The 24,213-nt window shown below is 44.3% G+C and carries 15 protein-coding genes; 8 read left to right on the top strand and 7 right to left on the bottom strand.

The window, feature by feature from the left end; translation table 11 throughout:
• Positions 1-8: 8 nt before the first annotated feature.
• From ACLI1A_RS03595 to ACLI1A_RS03620, 6 genes are all read left to right on the top strand, one after another.
• Positions 9-6,812 carry a YDG domain-containing protein gene (locus tag ACLI1A_RS03595; protein WP_411406166.1) on the top strand — a complete coding sequence of 2,268 codons (6,804 nt, stop codon included), beginning with the start codon at positions 9-11 and terminating at the stop codon, positions 6,810-6,812.
• A 156-nt stretch (positions 6,813-6,968) separates the two neighbouring features.
• The gene (locus ACLI1A_RS03600) at positions 6,969-7,982 is read left to right on the top strand and encodes a sensor histidine kinase (protein WP_411406168.1); all 1,014 of its coding nucleotides are present in this window, start codon (positions 6,969-6,971) and stop codon (positions 7,980-7,982) included.
• Complete coding sequence (locus ACLI1A_RS03605; protein ID WP_411406170.1) at positions 7,979-8,737, top strand: LytR/AlgR family response regulator transcription factor; 759 nt, start codon at positions 7,979-7,981, stop codon at positions 8,735-8,737. Before ACLI1A_RS03600 ends, ACLI1A_RS03605 begins: the two co-directional genes overlap by 4 nt.
• 107 nt (positions 8,738-8,844) lie before the next feature.
• Complete coding sequence (locus ACLI1A_RS03610; protein WP_411406172.1) at positions 8,845-9,588, top strand: hypothetical protein; 744 nt, start codon at positions 8,845-8,847, stop codon at positions 9,586-9,588.
• Between the two features lie 11 nt (positions 9,589-9,599).
• Positions 9,600-9,971, top strand: a complete 372-nt coding sequence (locus ACLI1A_RS03615; protein ID WP_411406174.1) for a hypothetical protein — start codon at positions 9,600-9,602, stop codon at positions 9,969-9,971.
• A 118-nt stretch (positions 9,972-10,089) separates the two neighbouring features.
• Positions 10,090-10,503, top strand: coding sequence for a hypothetical protein (locus ACLI1A_RS03620; RefSeq protein WP_411406176.1), 414 nt, complete (start codon positions 10,090-10,092; stop codon positions 10,501-10,503).
• Here the strand turns inward: ACLI1A_RS03620 and ACLI1A_RS03625 are convergent.
• Complete coding sequence (locus tag ACLI1A_RS03625) at positions 10,500-12,083, bottom strand: FMN-binding glutamate synthase family protein (protein ID WP_411406178.1); 1,584 nt, start codon at positions 12,081-12,083, stop codon at positions 10,500-10,502. The two genes, ACLI1A_RS03620 and ACLI1A_RS03625, sit on opposite strands and share 4 nt — an antisense overlap.
• Positions 12,084-12,276: 193 nt before the next feature.
• On the opposite strand from ACLI1A_RS03625, the gene ACLI1A_RS03630 reads away from it, so the two are divergent.
• Both ACLI1A_RS03630 and ACLI1A_RS03635 read left to right on the top strand, forming a co-directional pair.
• Entirely contained in the window at positions 12,277-12,726 is a 450-nt protein-coding gene (locus ACLI1A_RS03630; RefSeq protein WP_411406180.1) for a hypothetical protein, read from the top strand.
• Between the two features lie 162 nt (positions 12,727-12,888).
• On the top strand, positions 12,889-13,353 hold the full coding sequence (locus ACLI1A_RS03635; protein WP_411406182.1) for a hypothetical protein: 465 nt from the start codon (positions 12,889-12,891) through the stop codon (positions 13,351-13,353).
• Positions 13,354-13,574: 221 nt separating this feature from the next.
• Here the strand turns inward: ACLI1A_RS03635 and ACLI1A_RS03640 are convergent, their stop codons facing one another.
• The 6 genes from ACLI1A_RS03640 to ACLI1A_RS03665 form a co-directional block, all read right to left on the bottom strand.
• The gene (locus tag ACLI1A_RS03640) at positions 13,575-14,777 is read right to left on the bottom strand and encodes an aminopeptidase C (protein WP_411406184.1); all 1,203 of its coding nucleotides are present in this window, start codon (positions 14,775-14,777) and stop codon (positions 13,575-13,577) included.
• Between the two features lie 153 nt (positions 14,778-14,930).
• Complete coding sequence (locus ACLI1A_RS03645; protein WP_411406186.1) at positions 14,931-16,832, bottom strand: S9 family peptidase; 1,902 nt, start codon at positions 16,830-16,832, stop codon at positions 14,931-14,933.
• Between the two features lie 465 nt (positions 16,833-17,297).
• The gene (locus ACLI1A_RS03650) at positions 17,298-20,642 is read right to left on the bottom strand and encodes a reprolysin-like metallopeptidase (protein ID WP_411406188.1); all 3,345 of its coding nucleotides are present in this window, start codon (positions 20,640-20,642) and stop codon (positions 17,298-17,300) included.
• 251 nt (positions 20,643-20,893) lie between these two features.
• Positions 20,894-21,697, bottom strand: coding sequence for a hypothetical protein (locus ACLI1A_RS03655; protein ID WP_411406190.1), 804 nt, complete (start codon positions 21,695-21,697; stop codon positions 20,894-20,896).
• 168 nt (positions 21,698-21,865) lie between these two features.
• Complete coding sequence (gene rsmI, locus ACLI1A_RS03660) at positions 21,866-22,573, bottom strand: 16S rRNA (cytidine(1402)-2'-O)-methyltransferase (protein ID WP_411406192.1); 708 nt, start codon at positions 22,571-22,573, stop codon at positions 21,866-21,868.
• Positions 22,573-24,150 (bottom strand): hypothetical protein, encoded by a 1,578-nt coding sequence (locus ACLI1A_RS03665; RefSeq protein WP_411406194.1) that lies wholly within the window; start codon positions 24,148-24,150, stop codon positions 22,573-22,575. The genes rsmI and ACLI1A_RS03665 overlap by 1 nt, the downstream gene beginning before the upstream one ends.
• Positions 24,151-24,213: the final 63 nt, after the last annotated feature.

Consider the following 24,213-nt stretch of genomic DNA (forward strand, 5'->3'; position numbering starts at 1 on the left):
TAATTTATATGGAAATGATGACTACGCTTTCCCAGGAAAGGCGGGTTTTAAGCACCAAGATTTGGTTCAGGGTGTTTTTTGCTGCTTTGTTCCTCTTGTCTTCCGGGGCTTTTGCCCAGTTTACTGACGGTAACCTTGCTGCGGTAGTTGCTGCAGCCAGTGCTAATAACACTACTGCTAGTGTTATAGAGGTGAACCCTTCTACTGCTAACCAGGCCTCTCCTGTAAACACTTTTGCAATAAGTGGTTCGGATATCAGGGTGTCAGGAAGTGCAACATCTACGCTTTATGTATCTAATAGTGCTGACGGAAGCCAGTTGCTATTAACGGGACATTATTCTACCAACACTTCGAGTAATGCCAATACCCTGCTTTCGCGTGGTGTTATAAGGTTTAAACATGCCGGAAGTGCTTATGTTATTCCTACTACTTATACAGGTGCCAGCGGGAATCAAACTCGTTGTGCCACTACCCTGGACAATACAAATTACTATATTGCAGACCAGGGAGGACTTTATACTAATGGTGCTACAGCTTCATCTCTATCAACTAACCTTAGGTCGCTTAAACCCTTTGGTGGTGTTGTATATGGTTTTGCAGCCTCTTCAACTGTAATAGCGGTAGGTACATTCGGGTCGCCTGTAGGGCCTACAGCTACAACATATACTGGTCTTACCGGTATAGCTACTGAGAGTGCAGGCCAGGATTTCTATATGATATCTTCTAACAACGACGGTGTTTATGATGTGCTTTATATACTTACAGCAAGCTCTAACACAGCCGGTGTTATAAAAAAATATTCGCTTGTTTCGGGTACATGGACTGCCAATGGAACGTACACAACTACTTTTGGTGGTTTTGGACTTTGTGCACGCAAAGTAGGTACTGATACGCAACTATATGTAACTACAGGTTTGGGAGCGCTTGTTGCAAACAAAATAATGCGCTTAACAGATACTGCCGGTTATAATGCTAATATTGCTATAACTACGGCTAATAACCTTACACTTTATACTGCTGCGGCTAATACCATTATAAAAGGTATTGCATTTGCGCCGCTTGCTACTCCTCCTGCCATTACAAGTTCGTTAACGGCTACTGCGCAGGTAGGGCAATTTTTTTCATACCAGATTACTGCTAATGCTACCGTAACATCTTATAATGCTACCGGACTTCCGGCAGGTCTTTCTATAAATACTACTACAGGTGTTATATCGGGTACGCCTACAACTGCTGTCGGCAGCCCCGCAAGCGTAACCGTTTCGGCTACTAATGCTGAAGGGACCGGTACAGCCACACTTGTTCTTACAATAAACAAAGCAGATCAAACCATTACGTTCGACCCACTTTCGTCAGTTAATGATAACTCAGCTGATTTCAGCCTTACTGCTACCGCCTCATCAGGCCTTGCTGTAAGCTATACCAGCTCTAACACTGCTGTGGCTACCATTACGGGTAGTACAGTTCACATTGTGGGCGCAGGTTCTACAGATATTACTGCATCACAATCAGGAGATGCAGATTATAATGCTGCTAATAGCGTTGTGCAGACCCTTACGGTTAATTCTACGGCTTTAACGGATCAAACCATAACTTTTCCTGCCATTGCAGATAAAGTGTATGGAGGCGCTTCGTTTACGCTTGCAGCCACTGCTTCGTCTAACCTAGCGGTAACGTATACAAGTTCTGATGCTAACATTGCTACAGTATCGGGGAGTACCGTTACTATAGTAGGTGCAGGTGAAGTGACTATCTATGCAGACCAGGAAGGTAACGGTGAGTACAATCCTGCTCCGGAAGTAAGCAACACATTTACGGTAACCGCAAAACAGCTTACTGTAACCGGAGCTGCTGTAACAAGTAAAGTTTATGATGCTACTACAACTGCTGTAATTACCGGCGCTACCCTTGTAGGAGTTGTGTCTGGTGATGATGTAACGGTTTCGGGCAACGGTATCTTTGAGGATGCTAATGCCGGCGAAAATAAAGCGGTAACTGCTGCTCTTGTTTTAGCTGGTGCAGATAGTGCTAACTATACACTGGTACAACCTGCGCTTACAGGTACTATTACCAAAGCCGACCAGATTATTACTTTTGGTGCTATACCAAATAAAACTACCCTTGACGAAGATTTTGCACCGGGTGCTGCTTCGGCTTCATCAGCGGTAAATGCAATAAGCTATACAAGCTCTAATACAGCTGTGGCTACTATAGTTGATGGTAATATTCACATTGTTGGTGCCGGTACTTCTACTATAACAGCTACACAGGCAGAAAGTCAAAATTATAATGCTGCAAGTGCTACACAAACCCTTACAGTTATAGAACCTGAATTTACCGCAGGTAACATTGTGGTACTTAGGGTGGGTACAGGTAGTGCCGCTCTAAGCAGTGCTGCTACTCGGGTTTATTTATCGGAATATACTACAGGTGGTACTTCAACCATGAATATACCAGTGCCGTCTGTTACAGCGGGTAACCGTATGGTGCTGAGCGGTAGTGCTACCTCTGAGGGACAACTTAACCTTTCTGGCGACGGACAATACCTTACTGTAGCCGGTTATGATGCTGCTGTAGGTACTTCAGGTATTGCAAGTTCAACTTCAACAGCAGCAAACCGTGTTGTGGCACGTATGTCTGCCAACTCACAGTTTGCATTTACTTCTATGGGTTCTACCCTGTACAGTGGTAATAATATTCGCTCTGCCGTAACCCAGGATGGTACACGCTACTGGACTTCGGGTGCTGCAGGGGGTGTTTATACAATAGCAGACCAGGACACTGCAGCTACTCAGCTGATTACGGCTCCTGCTAATACGCGTACCGCTTCTATTTTCGGAGGCCAGTTATATGTAAGTAGCTCATCGGGTACTGCCGGTATTTATACCGTAGGTTCGGGGCTTCCTACAGTGGCTACAAGCGCTACGATTTCGGTAACAACAGCCGATCCTTATGCTTATGCTATTGTAGACCGTGGAAGCGGCCTGCGAAACATGTATGTAATTTCATCAACAACTACAATTGGCCTTACAAAATGGGTTTCTACTAACGGCGGTGCATGGAGCCAGGTAGGTAGCGCCGTTCCGGTATCTTCGGTTGCGCTATTCGGCCTTGCTGCCCGCGTAAACGGCAGTAACGTAGAAATATTTGCTAGCGGTACAGCAGCTGTATACAGCCTTACCGATACCGCCGATGCTACAACGGCAATAAGCGGTAGCTTTACCCAGATTGTTACAGCACCTGCTAATACCGTGTTCCGTGGAGTGGCTTTTGCTCCTACATTAATAGCACCGGTAGTTACCAATACAAACCTTGAAATAACCGGTTCGCTAAACGTTGCCATTGCCGATTATACCATTACAGCAGTTAATGCTCCTGAAAGCTATAATGCTACCGGCCTTCCGGATGGTGTTACTGTAAACACATCAACCGGTGTTATTAGCGGTACACCACTACATGCAGGCACTTATAGCATTACGCTTTCGGCTACTAATGCAGCCGGTACAGGTACGGCTGTGCTTACGCTTACTGTTGCAAAAGGCGACCAAACGATAACATTTGACGCACTTCCGTCTAAAGATGTTAACGACCCTGATTTTGCTCTTACAGCTACTTCGGCTACTGCTGCAATAAACCCAATCACATACACAAGTTCTAATACTGCTGTGGCTACAGTAACAGGAGCTACAGTACATATTGTAGGTGTGGGTTCTACTGTAATTACTGCTTCTCAGGCTGAAACCAGCGACTACAATGCTGCTGCATCTGTTGCACAAACACTTGTGGTAACTTCTGCCACCCTTGCAAACCAGTCTATAACTTTCGACACTCTTGCAGATCAAGTGTATGGTAACCCAACATTTACACTGACTGCAACAGCCAGTTCAGGTCTAGACGTAACGTATACAAGTTCTGATTCATCTATTGCTTCAATATCGGGTAACGTAGTAACAATACTAAGTACCGGTACAGTAAGTATTACTGCTTCTCAGGCTGGTGACAGCGCTTATAACGCTGCTGCCGATGTGGTACAACCGCTTACAGTACAGGCTAAGCCACTTACTGTTTCAGGTGCTACTGTTACTACCAGGGCATATATTAGTGGTAATACGTCGGCTACCGTTACCGGTGGTGCCCTTGTGGGTATTGTGGGTACAGATGATGTAACGCTTGTAAACAATGGCGGTACTTTTGCCAATGAAAATGCCGGTGCTGATATAGCTGTTACTTCAGCCTTTACCCTTACAGGAGCACAGGCATACCGCTATACCATAGTGCAGCCTGCCCTTACAGGTACTATTACTAAAGCAAACCAAAGCATTACGTTTGCAGCGTTCCCTGTAAAAACCGACCTGGAGCCAGCCATTACCCTTACGTCTTATTCGGGTACTTCGGCTATTAACCCGGTAACTTATACCAGTAGTAACCCATTAATTGCCTCAATATCGGGTACTACGCTTACTATAATGGGTACAGGTTATGTAACCATTACAGCTTCTCAGGCAGAAAGTGCAAACTATAATGCTGCAAGCACAGTGCAAACACTTACGGTTCAGCCGGGTCTTTACCTTAACCAGTTTACAGGTGCTTCTGCTTGTCCTACAAACGGTAACATAGCTACTACAGCTACTAATACAACCGGTTCAGACGTGTCTCGTACTACAATTACCTGCCAGTCTACCGCTAACGTGTTTAACTCTACTACGCTAAACAATACTGCTACTGTAAGCGAAACATCTTATATTCAGTTCAGTGTAAATGCAGATGCGGGCTATAGGCTTGATCTTAAGTCGCTTTACCTGTTCCGTCAGGCAAGTAACAGTGCACCAAACCAACTTGTAATACGTTACAGTACCGATAATTTCGCTACGTATACGCAGTGGAGTGCACCTGCAACTCCTACAACAGGTACCTACATAACATGGGATTTTGAAGATTTTTCTACTCCTGTTGGGGGTGAAGTTACCTTTAGGGTATATCCTTACGGTACACAGCGTGCCGACCTTACAGGTACAGCTTCTGCTTCAGGTACTTTCCGTATAGATGATGTAACAGTTTTTGGTACTGCTACCCAGTGCTACGACTGGACGGGGGCTACCAGCACTGCCTGGACTGATGCTACTAACTGGTGCGGTAATACTGTACCAACTATTAACGATGATATTACCATACCTGCTACAGCTAACAACCCTGTTATTGCTTCGGGCGTGGCTTATGCACACAACCTAACCCTTGGTGCAGGCGCTACACTAACCGTATCTTCGGGTGCTACACTTAGTGTAGACAACATACTGTCGGTTAATCCTACAGCAACCCTAACCGTGCTAAACAACGCTGCACTACTACAGGGAGCAGCAACAACAACTAATGCTAACAGTGGTAAAATAACCTTCCACAAGACCAGCAACCCGCTGTTCAGGCTGGATTACACACTATGGTCGTCTCCGGTAGACAACCAAACGCTGTACAACTTCTCTCCTGCAACAAATGCAGTGCGTTACTACGAGTACAAGTACGACTACGACGCAACGGTGGGGTATAATATAAATGCGTACTGGCCGGTATCGTCTGCTAATTCATTTACTTCGGCTAAGGCGTACCTTATCCGTATGCCAAATGCACTTACTGCCGATGTAACCGGTAGTACTAACGACGGGGTAACAACACCGGCCGAGTACAGCGCAGGTACAGACAACTACTACTTTGACGGTACCTTTACCGGTGAACCGCACAACGGTACTGTTACTTACCCGCTAAGCGCAGCAGGTAACAGGTTTACTGCAATAGGTAACCCGTATCCGTCTCCTATTAACCTGTCTGATTTCTTCGCTGCAAACAGCTCGGTTATCAATACATCATCAGGTATCTACCTGTGGAGGAAACGCAACAACAGTGCTAACTCATCTTACGCTACCCTAAGCCAGGCCGGATATGTGGCCAACCCGCAAGACGGTGGTGTTGTAGATATGACCTCTTACTTCAGTGGAGCCAACACGTACGCTACCTATACTATTGCTCCTGCACAGGGCTTCTTTGTAAAAACCGCCGATGCTGTATCTTCAGGATCTGTAACCTTTACAAACGCCATGCGCCGTGTATCTCCGGGCAGCTCACAAGCCTTCTTTAAGTCGGCACCAAGCACTGCTTCACGCCTGTGGCTGAACATTGTTGCCGAAAACGGCACCGCTAACCAGGCACTGGTAGCCTACATGGAAGAAGGTACAATGGAACTTGATTACGGTTTTGATGCCAAGAAGTTTACAGACGGTACTACACTGGCCATATACTCAGTAAGCCAGCAAACACCACTTGCCATACAGGCAAGGCCAATCTTTGAAGCAAGCGATGTAGTGCCTATGGGCTTTACTGCTCCTGCAGCGGGTAACTTCACCATTACCCTTGACCACGTAGACGGACTGTTTGAACAAGGACAGAAAATTTACTTAAGGGACAACCAGGAAGGCATCATCCGCGACCTTACGCAGATGGATTACACTTTCAGTGCAGAAGCAGGTACTTTTGAAGGACGTTTTGATGTAATATACACCACTAACGCCCTGGGTACAGACAACCCTGTACTAAATGCTAACCAGGTTATGGTATACACCGAAGGCAGCGTAATAGGCATCAACAGCGGAAACGCCATGATGAACAACGTAACCATCTTTGATATACGCGGACGTAAACTTTACTCTCAAAACGGTATTAACAACACTACACTAAAAATAAGCAACCTTACTGCAGAGCAGCAGGTGCTTATTATAGAGGTAGATACCGTAAATGGTAAAGTAAGCAAACGCATCGTTTACTAACGGTTGCTATTAAAATAACATACCCAAAAAAGAAGCCCCATGCCCTGCATGGGGCTTTTTTGTGCCTGCTCATTTCGGTTATTGGCTGTTTCATGTAAAAAGTTGTACTTCCTGAATTACATAATGGCTATTTTTACACTACATACATTACACTCAATGGAAAAATACAGGATAAGTACCGGTGCCATTATTTCGCTTTTTATAGGCCTGCTGGCTTTTTTGCCCGTAGTGGCCATGGAACGCGAATTTACCACCACCATTATAGTGGTAAATGCAGCAACTATTTTCCTGTATTCTATATGCTGCTGGATGTTTAACATGTTTCTTATAACATCAGGAAATTTGCCAAAAATGCTTGATAATAACTGGCTAAAGATTATTATTAGTTTTATAGTGGCATTTATAGCATCATATCTTTTGCTTTATAAGGTACGCGACCAGTTTGGTCCAGATACGCTTTTTTCGTTACGGCAGGCATTTAGGTCCAGGCCTCTTGTTAGCGCTACACTGTTCAGAGGCAGTTTTGTAAATGCATTCTTGTATTTTTTAGGTTATATTTTGCATCTTAATACCCAGAATCAGCTTGCCCTTATAGAAAATGAAAAGCTGAAACACGAAAACCTTGAGGCCCGTTTGTTTGTGTTAAGGCAGCAGCTTAGTCCGCATTTTTTGTTTAATTCGCTAGGAATCCTCAATACCCTTACTACTGATGCCGCTGTGCAGAAGTACATAATACAGCTGTCTCATATTTACCGTTATCTGCTTGCCGGACATGAAAGTCACCTGTCATTACTACGGAAGGAAATAGAGTTTATAAATGCCTATCTGTACATTATACAGGAGCGTTTTGAAAATGGGTTGCAGGTAAAACTTGATGTTAACCCGGGTCTTTTTGACAAACAACTACCTCCTGCAGCGTTACAGCTGCTTATAGAAAACGCCATAAAGCACAATGTGGTTTCGGAAAGCCAGCCGCTTGAGGTACATATATATACCGAAGATGGCTATATAGTTGTAGCCAATACCCTTAACAGAAAACTGTATGATGCACCCGAAGAAGGCGGTACTGGTCTGTACAACATAGCCGAGCGCTACAGGCTGCTTTCGGGGAGAAACATTATTATAGAACAAACCCATACACACTTTACCGTAAAACTACCGCTGATATGACCACTGTGTTAATTATAGAAGACGAGGTAAAAACCGCAAGACAACTCGCCCGGCTTATAGAAGACGATGGCGATTTTACTGTTTCGGCTATAATGCCATCAGTCAAAGAGGCATGTGAGTGGCTTCTGCAGCATACACCCGGCCTTATATTTAGCGACATACAGCTTGCAGACGGGTTAAGCTTTGAAATATTTCGACGGGTTCCTGTAAAAGCGCCTGTAATATTTTGTACTGCATATGACCAGTACGCCATAAACGCCTTTGAAACTAATGGTATTGATTACTTGTTAAAGCCAATTGAAATAGAAAAACTGCAAAAATCATTGCAAAAATTCAGGGACATGAAATCGCTTTTTATTCCAGAAGCAGATTATGCAGAAAGAATGGGTAATACATTGGCTAAAATAGGAGGAAGTCACAAAACCAGTTTACTGATTCACCACCGCGAACGTATTATTCCGCTTAAGCTGGAAGATGTGCACTATGTGCATGCTGAGGCCGGAATTGTAACGCTGCACGTGCAGGGCGGGATGCGTTACCATGTAAGCTATACCCTGGAAGAGATGGAAGGCATGATGAACCCACAGTTGTTTTTTAAGGTGAACCGCCAGTTTATCATTAACCGTAAAGCTATGGACGGCGCCGAGCATTATTTTTCGCGCAGGCTGCTGGTAAGTATGAATGTAAAAACCCCGTGCGATATTATTGTAAGCAAGGCTCGGGTACAGGCTTTTTTGGTATGGATGGAGTCATAGTCTTTACTGTCCCGTTCATATTATGATATGTCCTGCTGGTGTTATTTTTGTTAAAACACAGAAAAAAGGTTGGTACATTTGGGTATAACATTAAAAAATAAACAATTATGATACAGTTTAAAAATTTTACAAGGAGAGCCCTGCTGCCTATGGGCTTAATACTGGCAGCCACTATGATATCGTGCAGCGACGATGAAAACACAAGCACAGGTGTTACTGAGGCCGATGCTGCTGATGCAATTGAAGCTTCAGTTTCTGCAAGCAGTAGCGGTATGGCCAAAATGGCTACTGATGCCAGCACATTAGCCGAGGATGAAGACGTATATACTTATGCGCCACAGTTAGAGTGCGGCCAGCAATATACAGTTTCATATAACCCCACTTATACCGGTACTAACTATAGCTATGACTACAGCGGTACCCGTAATTACCTTATAAGCTGTACCGGGGCGGGTGTTCCCGAAACTTTTACTTATTCTGCGTCGCTTGAGGGTACGTATGAAACCCCGCGTATGCTGAGTGACGATAATTCTACGTCATCTCTTACCGTAACAGGACTTGCACCGTCATCATCGACAGCTACAATAAACGGAACGTATGTAAGAAATGGTTACCAGGAAAGTAAAGTACGCCTTATGCGCCATTTTAACAGCGTTATTACCATAGATCTTAATAACATTACGCTTAACAAGGATACACAAACCATTAGTGGTGGTACGGCCAGTGTAAGCATTACCGGAAACGGAAGCCTGGGAGGCTCATTTAGCTACAACGGTACCATTACCTTTAATGGCAACGGAACGGCAACACTGGTTATAAACGGTACTACCTACACCATAAGTGTAAATTAATTATTATTACAATGAAGCTATTAAAAACAATGAGGTTGTTAGCGGTGGTATTCTTTATTACTGCCTGCGCGGCTAATGCCCAGGAAAAAACATCGGAAGGTGCCCAGAAAATAACCGATATGATGAAAGAGCAGCTAAAGCTGAACAACGACCAGTACAAAAAGGTATACGCCGTAAACGAGGATTTTCTCAAGCAGGCCAAGGCCATGAAAGAGTCGGGTGCCGGGCGTAAAGAAAAGGTGCAAAAGTTTAAAGACATTGATGCCAAACGCGATGAAAAGCTTAAGGGTATACTGAGTAAAGAACAGTATGCTTCTTTTTTAGAACACAAAAAGGAAAACCGACAAAAACTGCGTGAATACTTTAAAGACCAACAGGGATAAACCAGTTGCCTGAAATAAAAAAAATCCGGACACTTTTGTGTCCGGATTTTTTTTATGTTTTTAAAAACCGGTTAGTCCTTTTTTACGTAAGTAAAGGTTCACTAAACTCAACCTTACTATGAACACTACAAATACCCCATTGCTTTTTAGCAACAGCTGTGGCAAGTTATTTACAGACTGTGTAGTGTTTGCCACAGCGTATAAAGAAACCGAAATTAAGCTTACTGAAATTAAAAACGTTAGCTTTTCATGGCACTTTTCCAGGTCGGGGCTGGCTTTTATCTTTCTGCCTTTGCCTCTGCTTGTTATAGCATTTTATTTCCCTGAGTCAGATAATGCATTAAAATTTTCCACCTGTTTTTTAGGTATATTATTTATGGTTTTTTCGGCTATTAATGCCCGCAGGCATTTTATTTTAAAACTTGCCCTTAAAAACGGAGAATCCCTGCAATGGAATGTATGGAAAGGTAATCAAAAAGACACCCGTAAATTTATAAAACACCTTAACAGGCAGCTTACCCAGTGCAATTAAAAACGTTCTGCTGACGCTTTTTTCCAAAAGTAAAACATTTCGGTAGGTACACTGTGTCCTTCCAGCATACAGCCTACGGTAGGCTCAGGGTAGGTTTGTGCGTAGGTTTTTATGGTAGTACGGTCTGTACGCATACTTACTACATCCCTGCCCACATCATCTGGGTGGGCTATCCCTGCCGATGCCATAAGTTCCATGGCAGATTTTACCGTTTCATGCTGAAAACGTGCTACACGTACGCTTTTTTCTTCGGGTACCAGGCCTTTTACCAGTTCAGGGTCCTGCGTGGCCACACCGGTAGGGCAGGTGTTTTTGTGACATTCAAGGGCTTGTATACACCCCAGTGCAAACATCATTCCGCGCGCCGAGTTACACAAGTCAGCACCTATAGAAAGTGATTTTATAATATCAAATCCGGTAACTACCTTACCGCTGCATATAATCTTGGTTTGTTCCTTTAGGTTAAAGCCCACAAGGCAGTCGTATACAAATGCTACAGCATCGCGCAGCGGCATACCCACGTGGTCGCTATATTCCTGAGGGGCAGCACCGGTACCGCCTTCGCCGCCGTCTACGGTAATAAAATCCAGATAGGTCTTGGTTTGTACCATAGCCTTGCATATAGCAATGAATTCTGATTTGTTACCTATACATATTTTAATACCTATAGGCTTACCGCCCGAACCTTTGCGCAATAGTTGTATAAAATCCATTAGTTCCAGCGGGGTGCTGAAAGCTGAGTGGAATGGAGGTGATACTATATCCTTACCTTTGGCTACAATACGTATGGCTGCAATTTCATCGGTTACTTTTTCTTTAGGTAATATACCGCCGTGCCCCGGCTTGGCTCCCTGGCTGAATTTTATTTCAATCATTTTTACCTTATCCAGTACGGCACGTTTGGCATATTCGTCGTAACTAAAATTACCTTCGCCATCGCGACAGCTAAAGTAGCCGGTTCCTATATTCCATACCACATCTCCGCCATTTTCCAGGTGGTAGGGCGAAAGGCCACCTTCGCCGGTGTTGTGGTAAAACTTACCCATCTTGGCACCTTTGTTTAGTGCTATAATAGCGTTTTTGCTTAATGATCCGTAGCTCATAGCACTTATGTTGTAAATGCTTGCTTCATAAGGCTGGGTGCATTGAGCCGAACCTATACGTACACGTGGGTTTTCGTTTACCTGGCTAAAAGGTAAAGCGCGTATGCTGTGGTTTATCCATTCGTAGCCTTCGTGGTATACATCGAGCTGGGTACCGAAAGGATTAGTGTCGGTTTCTTTTTTACTGCGCTGGTAAATAAGGCTGCGCTGCAGGCGGTTAAAGGGTTTTCCTTCAAGGTCAGTTTCTATAAAGTACTGGCGCATTTCGGGGCCTATGGATTCCAGTACATAACGCAGGCGCCCCAATAGTGGGAAGTTTCTACGTATGGTTTTTTTAGACTGGTACATGTCATAGAAGCCCATTAGAATTAGCGGCCCGAATAGCAGCAGTAGTAAAGCTGATTTACGGTCGATGTACGTTAACAGGGCAATAACCGATAAGCTGGTTAAGGTAAAAAGCAGAAAAATTTTTCTCATGTCAATTTGATTGCGTAGTCATTGCTACAAAAATAACGATTTATGTGGCACCTTTTTTTAATGTTTCATTAAGTGTTATTTGCTTGTTTTTCAGTGCTGTAGAATTTATTTCAATTATAAAAAGCCTATTATGAGTTAAATATTAATTAATTATTAAAAAAAATGTTAAATTTGAGACCCCAAAAGATTGAATATGTATACCAACAACAAAGAGGTATTTGCGAATACCTGCGGAAAAATCTTTAAAGACCGTATTATTCTTGCCACCCACAAGGAGACTACAATTCCCTTTAGAAGTATTGCAAGCATTACGCTGAAAAAGCGGTATGATAAAAGCAGTTTACTGTTTGCCTTACTGCCTGCCATTTTAATAGTATTGCCATATGTTTTTCCTAAGGATACCCAGGATATGAAAACAGTTTTGTTGTTATTAGGGGTATTAGGAGTGATTGTTTGTGTGCTAAAAGTTAAGAAGGCATATAGCCTTAACCTTAAAACACAAAGTGGACGTTTGGTAAAAATTAAGGTGTGGGAAGGTAACAAAAAAGAAGCCCAAAAGTTTATTGACAAAACTACCTCTATGATAAACAAAGCTAAAGCGGTACCGGAAAGTGAATTTTCAGGAAAGCCGGTTATAGCATAGCCGAAAGCCTTGTTTTTATTGCAATTATCTGATATAGTTATTTTTATGTAATAAATAATTCCTGCTTTAGGCACATGGGCGGAATTTGTTATTTTGGTGTTAAATATTTCATTTTAGGTTATAAATCGTTATAATTTCGTTGTTACCAGAAAATGAATTGCCATGAAATCGATCCTTAATCCACTGTTTGCCAACACGTGTGGAAAAATTTTTCACGACCGTATTGAGCTTGCTTCACACAGGGGCGACAGTACACTGTACCGTGATGAAGTAACCGGTGCAGCACTGAGTAGTAATCTGCTTAAAAAAGAAATTTTATTTGCCTGCCTGCCGCTTGTTTTACCAGCATTATCTTTTTTTCTTAAACCCGAAGAAACCGGACTTAAAGTGTTATTTATAGTGATGGGCGTGGGAACTACAATTTTAATGTTTTATAAAGGGCGAAGAAAACACACGCTGTGCATTCACCTTAAAAGCGGTAAAACACGCCACAGCCGTGTACACGCCGAAAACATTATGGATGCCCGTAAGTTTGTGAGGGAGATAGAAAAAATGGTACACTCTAATAAAACAAAAGGTCCCGAAAACATCGCCGGGACCGTGAATCGTATTGCTGCTGAAGTGTAAACTTTTGCGAATCATTTTATGCCTCTTATAGCATTACATACCAGCCTACGCCAATGCCTGCTTTGTTATTGAAGCGTTTCCCCAGGCTGCGGCGTATGCCCATTTATACCTGTATGTAATTTTTTGTCAGGACTGTTGTAAACTTTTCTTATATGGGGACAAAATAAAAATTCCTGCCCGGTTAAAGGGCAGGAATGTATATAACCGCGAATAACAAATTGTTATTGCTTAATGTCCATCTTTTTAGCAAGTTCTTTTGGTATACCGCCCTTGTGTAGCAGTATAGCCGTAGTTTTAAGCTTTACAAAGTTCTTGGTCATGTACAGGTAACCTTTGTAGTCGTTAGTGGCACCCCATGAGTTTTTTACTATGTAGTACTCTTTACCGTTTTGGTCTTTGCTAAGGCCTACAATGTGCATACCGTGGTCATCTGTAGTATCGTAGTTGTCAAAAGCCTGCTGGCGTAGCTCGGGCGTTACATTTAGTTCAGCCTGAGGTCCTTTAAACAGGTTAGCTTTTTCTTCCTCGTTCATATCGGCAAACGGTTTTGAAGGCAGGTACGCCACGCCGTTTTTCCAGCTAAAACCTTTATCGGTAACGTCTCCGGCCCAGCCCACGCTGTAACCTTTAGCAAGAGCGTTGTCTATAATATCGGTAAGTTCGTTCATTTTTACGTTATATACCAGATCCAGGCTCCAGTTGTCCGGTACCATAAGTACAAACTTATCGTAGTAAGGATGGTCTGAGAATGAAGAAAGTTCTACATAATCGTCAGGGTTAATACCTACAACTTCTTTAGCAAAAGTTTGCGGAGTATATTTTTTGCCTTTGTATTCAAAAGATTTTGGTACCTCACCAAGGTAAGTGTCTATAACCGAAGTATACGCCTTAATCCAGTTAGGGCTAAGTTCGCCGTTAGGGTTTTTTACCACTGCAGCAAGTAGGCCTTCATTCATGGCAGCCATTTCGGCAAATTTGTTTTTTGTAGTACCATAGTTAAGCCCGGTATACACGCTTTGAGGAAGCGCACCGTACTTGCGGTACATATTAATTACATCGTGCAGCGCACCGCCATCGCCCAGGGTAATGGCACCGTGCATACGCACATAGTTAATTCCTTTTTCTACATACGCATTGCGGGCAGTATATATTTGCGAAATTTCTACTGGTTCTTTGCCCATACGTATCATTTCGCTTTCCAGGAATGAGTTAGCCGAATAGCTCCAGCAAGTACCGCTTGATCCCTGGTTTTTTACCGGTGTATTTTCAATGTTTATAACGTCTTTAAAAACAAAAGCATCCTTACTGTTGTTGCTTTGGTTGTTTTTAACCGAGTTTATCAGGTAATCCTGCGCTGAAGCAGTTTGCAATCCGCCTGCTACAAACAGTGCTGCTACAAGGGATTTAGCTATAACTTTTTTCATTGTTATTGTTAGGGTTATGTTATCTGAGTGCTAAATTACGTTTTTTTTATAAAACGCCAATTTTTGCAATTAATTCTATAAGCAAGATTTAATTTTCCAGCGAATTTCACTATTTAACGCAAATAATCCGCCGGTATTCCTGCCTGAAAAATCTTATAATGTTTCCTTCAGCCATTTAAAGAATTCGCGCTGCCATGCCAGTCCGTTCTGAGGTTTCAGTACCCAGTGGTTTTCATCCGGGAAGTATACAAACCTGCTTTTTATGCCGCGCAGTTGTGCTGCCTGAAACGCTTCTTGTCCCTGCCCTATAGGCACACGGTAGTCTATACCACCCTGTATAACCAGTATAGGGGTATCCCATTTGTCTACGTTATTAACCGGGTTAAACTGGGTATAGGTTTTTTGCGCTGCTGCATTGTTTTTGTCCCAGTACGGGCCACCGCTGTCCCAGTTTGTAAAGAACACCTCTTCGGTAGTGCCGTACATACTTTGCAGGTTAAACACCCCGCAGTGCGATATAAATGTTTTAAACCTCTTGTTGTGTATGCCTGCAAGGTAGAATACCGAGTAACCGCCGTAGCTGGCGCCTATAGCACCCAGCCTTGCCTTGTCTACATACGGTTCTTTGGCTACGTCGTCTATGGCGCTAAGGTAGTCGTCCATAACCTGGCCACCCCAGTCCTTGCTTATCTGCTCGTTCCATTGTACACCATGCCCCGGCATACCGCGGCGGTTTGGTGCCACTATTATATAACCCTGAGCTGCCATAACCTGAAAGTTCCAGCGGTAGCTGTAAAACTGGCTCAGTGCACTCTGCGGGCCACCCTGGCAGTACAGTAGTGCCGGGTATTTCTTTTTAGCATCAAAGTTTGGCGGAAGCATTACCCATACCAGCATCTTCTTGCCGTCAGTAGTTGTTACGTAGCGTTTTTCTATTTTGCCCAGGGCAAGCTTTTTATACGTGGCATCGTTTACGTGTGTAAGCTGTTTCCAGTCTTTCTTTTTAAAACCGTAGCTGTATATTTCGGTAGCGTGGTTCATGTCGGTGCGCTCTACAATAACGGTTTCACCCACAAAGCCTACAATCTGTGTAACGTCAAATACGCCATCGGTAAGCTGCTTTACGGTAAGCGACACTTTAGTTTTGCCGGGAAAGTTTACTTCAAACAGTTGCTTGGTGCCGTCTATTGGTGCCAGGAAGTAAATCTTCTTACCATCGGCGCTCCAGGTAAAGCTATCTACGGTACCATCCCATGCGGCGGTAAGGTTCATGTCTATGCCGTTATAGCGTACTATAATATCATTTTTATCGGCCTCGTAACCGTCGCGCTTCATTTGCAGCCAGGTAAGGTAACCCTGTGGCGAATAAGCCGGTTGTGTATCGTATCCGGGATTATCGGGTGTAAGGTTTTTGGTCTGCTTGGTGTCCAGATTGTATTCATACAGGTCGGTATTGGTGCTAATGGCGTACTCAGTGCCTGCTTTCTTTTTACAAACGTATACTATGGTCTTACTATTTGGTCCCCAAATAAAATCCTCATCGCCGCCGTGTGGTTTTTGCGGAGCATCATAAGGCTCGTTCGGCATAATGTCGGTAAAGGCATTTTTGTCGGCTACAGGGTAAAAGCCTACGTGGTTATGCGTACCGTTGTTCCAGGTATCCCAGTGGCGGTAATCCAGGCCGTCGTATACCTGTACGGTGGTTTTTTCCAGGTCAGGATAAATATCGCTGCCCATTATTTTTTCTACTTTAATCTCTTTGCTGGTTAGCATCATTTTGCCGTCCGGCGAAAGGTTCTTGTCACTTACAAGACCATCGGTACTTTTAATTTCCAGTCCTTTGCCTCCCGAAACAGGTACTTTATAATATTTAGAAACCGACTTGTTTTCGGTAATGCTTGGCGTGCCTACCCGGTATATTATTGATTTCCCGTCTTTGCTTATGCCCACGGCACTTACACGGCCCAGGCTCCACAGCAGCTCAGGGGTCATGGTTTGCTGCGCCGCAGCAGTTAATCCTATCATGCTCACTGTTAGTAGTAAAAGTTTTTTCATTACCTCGTTACTGTTTGGTTTTTTTAAACTTTTCCAAAAGTAACCAATACTTGTCAAGATTGCCAATTTTAATGAGATTTCGTCTGGGCGAAAATGTTTAGCCGTTTGTTGAGAATTATTTACCACGAAGGACACAAAGTTTTTCACAAAGTTCACAAAAGCCTCTAAATAATTCGGTTATTCTTAAATATGGACACAAAGGCTTTCCGTAGGAAAGCTAAAAGAGTGTAAAGGGATTAGTGTCCGGCAAATAGTTCCCTGTTTTAACTTTCCGTAGGAAAGTCCTTGTGTTCTCTATCCAGAAATAACAACTTTGTGCACCCCGTGAAAAGCGTTGTGCACCTTGTGGTAAAATTATTTTTAGGAAGAATCATGCCGTTTCATAGACTGTTTTTTGTATAAAACACCAATCATAAAAAAAGGCCGCCCGAAGGCAGCCCAGAAAAAACAGATTACATAATAACTTTATTTTTTGATGAAACGTAGCGTAGTGCGTGTAGTTTCATCGGATACTTCTATAAGATAGGTGCCCGGTGTAAGCTGGCTTACGTTTGTGTTGCCATCAGTCAGGCTGCCTGTAGCTACCTGCTGCCCCAGCATGTTAAAGATGCGGTAAGTAGCCTTGTGGCTAATGTTTGTTACATTAAGCACATCGCTTACCGGGTTAGGGTATAGTGTAATGGCCGGTTGCAATACCACTACAGAGCTTTCGCCCCTTGCTGCCGAGCCTATTACTATGGTGTAGTCTTCCACTTCGCCATAACTGAATGTTTCGCACGATGTAGGCACACCGTTGTACTTCATAGACACTCTCATGCGTGTGCTGCCCGTAGCGGCTGTGGTAGGTATGGTAAAGGTACCGCTTACCGGAGTGGTGGTGCTCGCAGTTTTTGTCCAAACCTGCTCACCGCTATCGGCAAAATCACCGTCGGCGTTATAATCTAACCATACCGAGTAACCTTCGCTGTAGGTAGAGCCCGTCCAGGTAGGGGTAACGGTTATGGTGTAAGCAGTACCTTTAGTAACATTTGTAGAAATTGAGGTAAAGTCGCTGTAGCCACTACCACCCGTAGAGGTGTTGTTTATGGTGCCAAACTGTACTTTGCCTATATACTCATCTGCTACGCTGTTTCCTTTACTGGTACAATACGTTACAGGAGTGGTTCCGCCACCTGCGGCGAGGTTTACTGTATAGTCTTCCACTTCGCCATAGCTAAAGCTTTCACACGATGTGGGTACACCGTTGTATTTCATGGATACCCTCATGCGGGTTGTGCCTGTAATAGCCGTTGTAGGCGGGGTAAAGGTACCTGTAACCGGGGTAGTGGTACTTGCGGTTTTGCTCCATACCAGTTCGCCAGTGTCGGCAAAATCACCATCTGCGTTGTAGTCTATCCATACAGCATAACCTTCACTGTAGCTTGAACCTGTCCAGGTAGGGGTAATGGTTATGGTATAGGCAGTGCCTTTTGTAAGGCTTGTAGATATCGATGTGAAATCACTGTAGCCCGTACCACCTGTAGAGGTATTGTTTATGGTGCCCAACTGTACTTTGCCGATGTACTCATCACTTACGCTGTTTCCTTTGCTGGTACAATAAGTTACACCACTGCTTGCTAATGTTGTTACGCTTACTGCATTACTTGCTAACGATGCGTTTCCTGCTGCGTCTTTTGCCTTTACGGTAAACGAATAAGTAGTAGAAGGGGTAAGCCCGGTTACGGCATAGGTTGTGGTTGTTACATTACCAAGGAGCGTTGTACCCTGGTATACGTCGTAACTGGTAACGGCTACGTTATCTGTAGCGCCACTCCAGCTTAGGTTAGTAGTGGTGCTTGTAGTACCACTTGCGGTAAGGGTAGGGGCAGTGGGGGCAGTAGTATCGGTAGAAGCCGATGTTATAGTGAAGTTTGTATTGCTTATGTCAAAGAATATGTGGTTGCTACCCTTAACCATTATACGGTTTTGAGTGCCAATATTGTTTGGTACGGTAATGCTTTGCGTTCCGTCGTTTGGCGTTCCTGCCAAAATGGTAATAGGGTAGGTGTCCCCTCCATCGGTAGAAAGCAGTATGTCTACATTGGCTGCGTTAACGCCGTTTGCGGTTGTACCTGCCACGCTCCAGGTAACGGTTTGGGTGCTTCCGGCGGCCCAACTCACAGCAGTATTCGGTGCACTTACAGTAAATGGCCCGGCGGTACCGTTAACAGTAATCACGGTATCGTCGCTGTTGTTTGCAGGTCCGCCCGCATGGTTATCGCGTACGGTAAGGCGGAAGTTTAGTGTACGGGCTACGTTTGGTACGGCTTCCCATTGCCATGAGGTTGCCCCGGTTTTTATGGTAGCCATCCTCGGGAAATAACGCACCCCACTTGTAGACGGCACAAACGAACGGAATGCCGGACCACTGGTGGCTGTGGTGCTTGGGTTGGTTGTGGTAACTGTGCCCGAGTTCATCTGTTCCCAGTCATACGTTATGGCATCGCCATTGGCATCGCTGCCGGTACCCGTTAGCATAAAGGGTGTACCTTTCGGAATGGTATAGTCAGCACCTGCATTAACGGTTGGTGTAGTGTTGCCCGTTGCCGTATTGGTTTGGCAGGTGGTAGATTTTACATAGTTTGTTACCTGCTGTATACTGTACGCATGAAAAAACGGGTCGCTGTGCGCCTGCACGTCGGTGCTGCCGGTAATACCCGCATAGCCCATAATGGTGCTGCCGCTGCCGGGCTCCATTTGTGCGCCGGTACCTTCATTGCTAAATGTAAAGGTGTGGTTAGCGCCAAACTGGTGACCCATTTCGTGGGCTACATAGTCTATGTCGAAGTTGTCGCCTACGGGTGCAGTACTGGTGGTATACCCACTGCCCTTGCCGCTGGCACACACACAGCCGATGCAACCCGCATTACCGTTATTACCTATGGCCGACATAAGGTGGCCAATGTCGTAATTGGCGCTGCCTATTACACTGGTAAGGGTGCTTTGTAGTTCGGTGTTATAATTAGCATCGGTACTGCCGTATGGGTCTGTAGATGAACTGGTATAAATAACGCTGTCGGTATTGCTTATCAGTACCATGTTTACGCCAAAGTCCTTTTCGAAAACACCGTTTACGCGGGTAAGTGTGGTGTTTATGGCTGCCAGCGCCAGTGCCTTGGTGCCGCCAAAGTAAGCCGTGTACTCACCAGTAACACTCATGGCCAGGCGGTAGGTGCGCAGGGTGCCGTCATCGGCGTTAGGGCGGTAGGCAAGTGAGTTTTTAGGGATTTCCTGCAGGGCATTGTCCATTACCGAGCAGTCAAATTTTGTAAACGCCTGTTTTTTGTCGGCACGCTTGTATACCGAATAGGTTGTAAGATCAGTGGTATAAGGCTCTATAAATACAGCCGGTTTGTCGGCTGAGGTAAGCATACTGTGTACCCCCAACGGCGATACGCTAAGGCGGATGGTAGCGTTGCGATCTTCTACGCCTATACCCACATACGATTTAATTTCGGGGTAGCGGGCGGCAAGTTCGGCATCCATGTTTGGGGCTTCATACATTCGGAAGCGCTGCATATTGCCTTCGCTGTCCGGGAACGCTACAATAACGGTAGATTTTGAGGTGCCGCGTAGCGGTGCGGCTGCCAGGGTAAGCTTAATGCCTTCTGTATCCAGTTCGTACAGGTTTTTAGTGGGCAATGCCTGGCGGTTGGTAAATGTGGTCAGGTTGGTTTTGGTTGAGGTAGCTGTCCAGAATTGCTTTCCGCTTTGCGCAAAAGTAAACCCGGTAACGGCTGCCAGAGCCAGAGTGAGTAGGTTTTTTTTCATATCTTATAATTTCGATTTACGTAAATGTAAATGTAAAATCATAACAATATTCACCACTGTTGTTAAATATCGATATAAATGCTATTATTTTCGACAAAATAATCACAAATAAGAAAAACCTTATTTTTTTATGTATGCATATAAAAGCCTGTTGCTAATGGCAGTGGTTCAGTTGATTAATGTAGGGGGTGAGTTGTGTTTTTGTTGAGGGATTGGTGTACGGTCTGAGAAAATTAATAATTACTTGTGTATTATTTTAGTAATTCCAGTTCATCCATTTCATTATATTCATATCTCCTGAAATTAGTAATAAACGATTTTGTGAACTTCTTGCTGAAAAGTGCTTTCAGGTAAAATGCACTACCACCCTCCTGATACATTGCTTTAATCCCAAATGAAAGCGTATCGCCGCTTACAAGGACCTTATAAATTGTTTCTTCTGAGCCGTCGTCGTCAAAAAGTACTGCCTTGCCAAGTTGTTTTTTATTGTGGATGTTTTCATTTTCAGGATAACCGATCAAGGAGAAAGTTTTGGTTACCTCGTTTTTAATTACTAACACATGGTATTCATCACACTCGGTAAGGCCATCCTTATCCGATGCGCCCATTTGAAAATGTGTAGCAGGGAAAATATTAAATGCTACTCCCTCTGTGTTTTTAAAGGAGAATATGCTTGTGGTATTGTTTTCATAAACTTCAGCCCCAAAAACTATATATGTCTGCCCTTTGTAAACTATTTTTATAAAGTTAGCTGTTTCGCAATAGTCCGTGCTTCCGTCAGTATTGTACATTTTGTTAGATACAGCAGTAATCTCCACTTCCTCCATGGCAGGATTACCTAACGTCCCTGTCTTTTTCTGCTGGTTATCGTAAATACTTATGTTGGCAGAAAGTAGTATTGCTTTTGCAGTATGATTTTTGAACTTTACTGTTTCGAATTCTTTTTTCGGAGTTGATGTGTTTTCTGTGTTTTCCTGTGGTTTATCCGCAGGTTCATTTTTACATGAAACAAACACTGTTACTACCGACAAAAAGAATAAAACGAATGTTCTCATGGTTGGTTTTGGTTTTATAATATTGCTTCACTGCTTTCACAATGGCAAGAGCTGAAGAACGTTGTGTCTAATTCGCTCCCCCACATTCGGTACGTCATAGCGGAGGTACGGAGCGTTCTTCCATTCCAACTGAAGCGCAGCGGAATGGAGGAATCTCAAAAAGAAAAGTTACTCCTCCCGGTCTTCCCGTTTCTTTTTCTTCTCTACAACAGCGCCACCCACTATCACTACAATTTCGCCCTTAGGTTCTTTTTTGGTAAAGTGTTCCAGTACTTCAGTCGCTGTGCCGCGTACGGTTTCCTCGTGCAGTTTGCTCAGCTCCCGCGATACAGATACCGGGCGTTCTGCTCCAAAGTATTGCGCAAACTCTCCGAGCGTCTTTACCAACTTATGCGGCGAAACGTAAAATATCATGGTACGGGTTTCTTCGGCTAAAGCCAAAAAGCGCGTTTGCCTTCCTTTTTTATCCGGCAAAAAACCTTCGAATACAAACTTATCATTAGGCAGTCCGCTGTTTACCAGTGCAGGCACAAAGGCAGTGGCACCGGGCAGGCACTCTACATCAACGCCGTTTTCCACACAGGCACGCGTAAGTAAAAACCCGGGATCGGATATGGCGGGTGTACCCGCGTCGCTTATCAGGGCTACGGTTTCGCCGGCCTTAAGGCGTTGTATTATGCTTTCCACTGTTTTATGCTCGTTGTGCATGTGGTGGCTCATCATGTGCGTACCTATTTCAAAATGCTTCAGCAACTTGGCACTGGTACGGGTGTCTTCCGCCAGAATGAGGTTTACCTCCTTTAGCACCTTTATGGCCCTAAATGTCATGTCCTCCAGGTTGCCTATGGGGGTGGGGACTATATACAGCTTGCCCATTAGCTAAATTTTTTCTCTACCAGCTCCATAAAGCGGTTTTCATATTCTTCTTTACCGGCCCAGTTGTTGTAGTCGGGCTTTACAAGGTCGGCTATAAAATCCTTCGCCTCATCAAAGGTATTTATCGTATTCAGTTGAGATACCACACGGTTAAGGTCTTCGCTGCTTCCGCCAAAAAGGTGCTTTTCAAACGCTATGCGATCGTTTAGCCCCAGGCTCATGGCGCGCACAAAACCGTCGTTAAACTTAGGTGCGGCAGGCTTCGGAGTTTCTTTTGGGGCTTCCGGGGTTGTAATCGGTGCCGAGTATGCAGGTTTAGAAGGTTCCCATTTCGTCCAGTCGTCTGCCGGAACGGGTTTTGGTTCTTCTTTCGGTTTTTCAGGTTCTATAGGTGCGCTGAAGGCAGGTTTAGAAGGTTCCCAGTTGCGCCAGTCGTCTGCCGGCTCGGCTTTGGGTTCCTCTTTCTGTTCTTCTTTAGGAGTTTCCGGTTCTGCCGGTGTTGTCACTTCAGCTTTAGTAGGTTCCCAGTTCATCCAGTCATCCACCGGATTTACAGGTTCGGTCTTGGGTGTTTCTTTTGGCTCTTCCTCTTTCGGTTCATCTTTCTTTGGCTCCCAGTTCATCCAGTCGTCAAATGTTGGCGCCGGAGCTTGCTCAGCCTTAGGTTCCTCTTTAGGTTTGTCTTCCTCTTTCTTTACAAATTCAGGCTGTACAAACCCACTAAAATCCTCAAATACTATTTCGCGTTGCTTAGCAGGTTCTTTTCTATCAAAGTTTATTTCGGTTCCGGTTGTCTCCTCGGTTATCTCAGCTTCTTCTTCAGATACTGCCGGTTCGCCTGTAGGTATGTCTATGCCTTCGCCGGTACCGTTCTCGGTATCTTCACCTGCTGTTTCGGGCAGTGTACCTACTTCCGGCATTTCCGGCACTTCGGTTACGGGCTGTTGTTCATCTTCGTGCAAGCTAACTTCAGCTGTAATTTCTTCCCTGTGGTGGGATACCGGCTGTTCTGCCAAATGGTGTACTTCTTCTGCGGCAGGTGCTTCCTCTTCAGGGGTAGTAGCCTCTATAACAGGTTCCTCGGTAGCCGGTTCTTCCTCCGGAATTTCTTCTACATCAGTTTCTTCAACGGCTTCTTCTTCTGCGATAGGGGTTTCCTCAGCTTCAGTAGCTTCAGGCTCTGCTGCAATGGTTTCCTCTACTGCTACTTCCGTTTCTTCGGTAGTTTCGGCAAACGGGGTTTCTTCCTCTGTTTCTATGCTAGCAGGTGCAGTTTCCGATACAGGTACAGCGGTGATTTCTTCAGTAGTTTCCTCTTTTTCGGGTGCAGTTATTTCAGAAACTGTTTCGGGTGCAGTTTCAATAACATTATATATGTCCTCCAGCTTTTGTTCGGCCATACCAAAGCCTATGGTGGGCTTCACGTCGCTAAAATTATCTTCAACAAACTTAAGCACCGATATTTTCTGGTACAGGTTCAGGGTTTCCTGCTGTAGCTGATCCAGTTCGGCCCTGTTTTTCAGTTTCAGGATGCGGTGCGCAATGCTTATCAGTTCGGCTTCTAACTTTTTCTTCATAACTTTTGGCGTATTCGGGCGTGGCGGACTACTTTTTTAATATTTTTGTTTCAACACAAAGTA

The organism is Flavobacterium sp. RHBU_3 (genome assembly GCF_046613565.1).
Lineage (GTDB): Bacteria > Bacteroidota > Bacteroidia > Flavobacteriales > Flavobacteriaceae > Flavobacterium.

What these genes read in the sequence shown, in the direction of transcription:
- ACLI1A_RS03625 (WP_411406178.1), bottom strand. Translation starts at nt 12,083, where the DNA reads ATGAGAAAAATTTTTCTGCTTTTTACCTTAACCAGCTTATCGGTTATT.
- ACLI1A_RS03605 (WP_411406170.1), top strand. Translation starts at nt 7,979, where the DNA reads ATGACCACTGTGTTAATTATAGAAGACGAGGTAAAAACCGCAAGACAA.
- ACLI1A_RS03635 (WP_411406182.1), top strand. Translation starts at nt 12,889, where the DNA reads ATGAAATCGATCCTTAATCCACTGTTTGCCAACACGTGTGGAAAAATT.
- ACLI1A_RS03655 (WP_411406190.1), bottom strand. Translation starts at nt 21,697, where the DNA reads ATGAGAACATTCGTTTTATTCTTTTTGTCGGTAGTAACAGTGTTTGTT.
- ACLI1A_RS03610 (WP_411406172.1), top strand. Translation starts at nt 8,845, where the DNA reads ATGATACAGTTTAAAAATTTTACAAGGAGAGCCCTGCTGCCTATGGGC.
- ACLI1A_RS03620 (WP_411406176.1), top strand. Translation starts at nt 10,090, where the DNA reads ATGAACACTACAAATACCCCATTGCTTTTTAGCAACAGCTGTGGCAAG.
- ACLI1A_RS03595 (WP_411406166.1), top strand. Translation starts at nt 9, where the DNA reads ATGGAAATGATGACTACGCTTTCCCAGGAAAGGCGGGTTTTAAGCACC.
- ACLI1A_RS03615 (WP_411406174.1), top strand. Translation starts at nt 9,600, where the DNA reads ATGAAGCTATTAAAAACAATGAGGTTGTTAGCGGTGGTATTCTTTATT.
- ACLI1A_RS03650 (WP_411406188.1), bottom strand. Translation starts at nt 20,642, where the DNA reads ATGAAAAAAAACCTACTCACTCTGGCTCTGGCAGCCGTTACCGGGTTT.
- ACLI1A_RS03645 (WP_411406186.1), bottom strand. Translation starts at nt 16,832, where the DNA reads ATGAAAAAACTTTTACTACTAACAGTGAGCATGATAGGATTAACTGCT.
- ACLI1A_RS03600 (WP_411406168.1), top strand. Translation starts at nt 6,969, where the DNA reads ATGGAAAAATACAGGATAAGTACCGGTGCCATTATTTCGCTTTTTATA.
- ACLI1A_RS03665 (WP_411406194.1), bottom strand. Translation starts at nt 24,150, where the DNA reads ATGAAGAAAAAGTTAGAAGCCGAACTGATAAGCATTGCGCACCGCATC.
- ACLI1A_RS03640 (WP_411406184.1), bottom strand. Translation starts at nt 14,777, where the DNA reads ATGAAAAAAGTTATAGCTAAATCCCTTGTAGCAGCACTGTTTGTAGCA.
- ACLI1A_RS03630 (WP_411406180.1), top strand. Translation starts at nt 12,277, where the DNA reads ATGTATACCAACAACAAAGAGGTATTTGCGAATACCTGCGGAAAAATC.
- rsmI (WP_411406192.1), bottom strand. Translation starts at nt 22,573, where the DNA reads ATGGGCAAGCTGTATATAGTCCCCACCCCCATAGGCAACCTGGAGGAC.